The 3,073-nt window shown below is 50.7% G+C and carries 2 protein-coding genes and 1 pseudogene; 1 reads left to right on the top strand and 2 read right to left on the bottom strand.

Features of this window, described 5'->3' with window-relative positions:
- Positions 1-691 (bottom strand): annotated as a pseudogene (locus AB7U36_RS21480) (hypothetical protein); the annotation flags it as partial.
- Positions 692-995: 304 nt separating this feature from the next.
- Between AB7U36_RS21480 and AB7U36_RS21485 the strand changes: the two are divergent.
- Positions 996-2,753 (top strand): aldehyde ferredoxin oxidoreductase family protein, encoded by a 1,758-nt coding sequence (locus AB7U36_RS21485; RefSeq protein WP_428161657.1) that lies wholly within the window; start codon positions 996-998, stop codon positions 2,751-2,753.
- Between the two features lie 30 nt (positions 2,754-2,783).
- Here AB7U36_RS21485 and AB7U36_RS21490 read toward each other — a convergent pair.
- The coding region (locus AB7U36_RS21490) for a hypothetical protein (protein WP_428161658.1) at positions 2,784-3,073 on the bottom strand (290 nt) is incomplete at its 5' end.

Raw genomic sequence — 3,073 nt, forward strand, 5'->3', positions numbered from 1 at the left:
GCCTGATGGTTTTTCCGGCTGGTATTCGTGGCCATTCCCCATCTTTTTCAATGGCACGGTATATCTTTAATGCCGTTTTCAACTCGGTATAATGCCGGTGTGAAGGGGGAAGCCCTGCGAGGTAACCTGCAAGGTCCGGAGCGCTCAGCGTTTGTTCTATGGAAGCAACAGGGTCGAACTCTTTGTTAACATCAGAAAGTCGCCCACAACTGACATCATGAATATATTGGATAAGGTTGAAGGTCAAAAGGATGTCAAGCTCGGCAAGGAGCTGAGGCTGACGCGCCCTCCAGAGATCGGAAATTCTTCTAACCCCATAGTCATCCGGGTCAAGGCCCTCAGTATTGGATTTGCTCAAATAAAGAAAAATAATTGCCGCTTTCTTACCTGGACCTTCGGGGGTTACCCAGAGGGGGCGCAAACCTGTCAGGTGGTAAATGTCAGCCAACCAAAGTCCTTGATGGTTTGAAGATGATTGATGTTTGAAGGAGGCGGGCAGGCTTAGGGGATGAGATTCAACATATTCCTTGATGGCCCCTGTCAATACGTCCATCCTCATTTCAACATAACTGGCCGGCGGAGAGGACAGGCCTGCCACTGTCAACACAACAAACAAAATACAAGCCTTAGCAAGCATCTTGATTTGTGTTTTTTGCCATGATTTTTGATTGGTTTGATTAGACCGTCTCAAAACATAATCCGTTAAAAAAGGTTAGCGCAAGCTCTAAATGAAAGCGTCCTTTTTGTCAACCAATGTATGAACAATAAACAAAACCCTTAAATTAGGAAAGGGTCGTAAAACAAAACATCCAATACCTGAAGACCCAAAACGGGTTTGGTTCTAACTTCGGCGGCAATACCTATCAATTTTGATGGATCATTTTCAACATATTGATATTTTGGCACTTCAAAGGTATTTAGCTAACCTTTTTCTTGTACTTCAACAAGAATTACTGTAGGAGATAGGCATTTCGAGGAAATGAAAGGAGATGGAAATGAAAGGTTTTTTTAATCAGATCCTTTACGTGGATCTGTCTAATCAAAAAGCAGAGATCAAAAGCGTGGATCAGTCGGTTTACGAAAATTTTCTGGGAGGCAAGGGGCTTGCCACATGGCTTTTGACAGAACTGAACCCGCCGGGTATTGATCCCCTTTCGCCGGAGAACCGGTTGATCTTTGCCACGGGTGCCGTAACCGGCACCACCACCTGGGGCAGTTCCAGGTACGGGGTTTTTACCAAATCCCCGTTGACCGGTCTCTATGCTGAGTCCTATTCCGGGGGCAAGGTACCTGAAGCCATTTCCGCCACAGGCTTTGATGCCATTGTCATCCACGGCAGGGCAGATGGATTGATCATGATGGAAATCACCCCGGAAGGGGCTTTTTTCCACGACGGCACTCATCTTGCCGGCAAAGACACCTTTGAAACGGAGTCTGCCGTTAAAGCCGAATTCAGCGGCAAACACCCCAAAGGCTGGAAAACCGGACTCAGCGTGATTGGACCGGCTGCCGAGGCCGGGGTCAAATTTTCCATCATCAAAAACGATGGATGGCGATGTGCAGGACGGGCCGGCACCGGCACGGTCATGGGCTCAAAAAACCTTAAAGCCATTGTTTTTTCAGGCAATAAAAAACGGGAGGTTTTTGATAAAAAAGGACTGACTCAACTATCTAAGGCCATGGCTGCCGAGGCTAAGGATCATCCCGTGGTCCAGGCTTATAAATCCATGGGCACCTCCCAGATGGTAAAAATCATGAACAATGCCGGGGCCTTTCCCACCCGGTACTGGACCAAAGGATACGCCCCCCACTGGGAAAAAATATCAGCAGATGCCCTGCACAGCCAATGCGACGTCACCCCCCATGCCTGCGCAAAATGCTATCTTTCCTGCGGCCGGATGACAAAGGTCATCCAAGGACCCCACAAGGGCCTGGTGCTGGAGGGACCGGAGTACGAAACCCTATACACCTTTGGCGGCCTGTGCATGGTGGAGGAGGTGGAACAGATTGTCCGGCTCAACCATGTCTGTGACAGTCTGGGGATAGACACCATTACTGCCGGAAATCTGGCAGCCTTTGCCATGATGGCCCACGAACAGGGGAAATCCGATTATGCCATCCAATTCGGTGACGCCCGGGCGATCGAAGAGCTGCTTGTCAAAATTGCGGCCAATGAAGCGGGCATCGGCCAAACCCTGGCCCGGGGTATTCGCCACGCCGCCGCAGTCTTCGGTATGGAGGATCAGGCGGTTCATGTCAAAGGTTTGGAACCGGCAGGCTACGACCCCAGGGTACTCAAGGGGATGGGCCTGGCCTATGCCGCCTCGGACCGGGGAGCCTGCCATCTGCGGTCTACCTTTTACAAACCGGAACTGGCAGGCATGATTGATCCCGATCAAGTGGAAGGGAAGGCAAAACTCTTTATTGATTTTGAAGACAGACTCACCCTGTTTGACACCATGATCCTGTGCAAATTCTATCGTGACCTCTACCCCTGGGAACTGCTCGGAGAGATGATCACTGCTGCAACAGGCATGGACGGATCAAAGGAGAATCTGTCCGGTATTGCCCTGAACGTGGCAGCCAAGGCCCGGGCGTTTAACTTGAGGGAAGGCATGACCCCGGAAGACGAGACCCTGGCGCAGGCTTTTTTCACGCCGCTTAAGGACTCCGGGGCCGCCATAACCAAGGATGAGATGGATTTTATGTTCAATGACTACCAAAAGATTCGCAACTGGACTGAAAAAAAATGAACACGATTTTTTTGTTCACCGGGCCCGCTGCTACCCGCCGGGTGTCAACAGGGGCATCAACTGGGGTGCTGCGGCCTTTAGGACCTGTACCGCAAGCCCACTTGTGAAGTTATAGTCGTCGGAATCCTGGCCAGCCACATAGGCGGTGACGACGCCGTAAAACCGATCACCGATGAAAAAGACAAACACGGCGGTGCGGTTTATTGCCTTGGATGAAATGAGATGTCCGCCCAAACTGTAGATATTGTGGCGGTTGTCGCCAGTGCCTGTTTTACCGCCTACGGCCAAATAGGTGCCGTCGGAAAGCAAAAATGCGCTGC

The sequence above is a fragment of the Desulfobacter sp. genome (genome assembly GCF_050177295.1).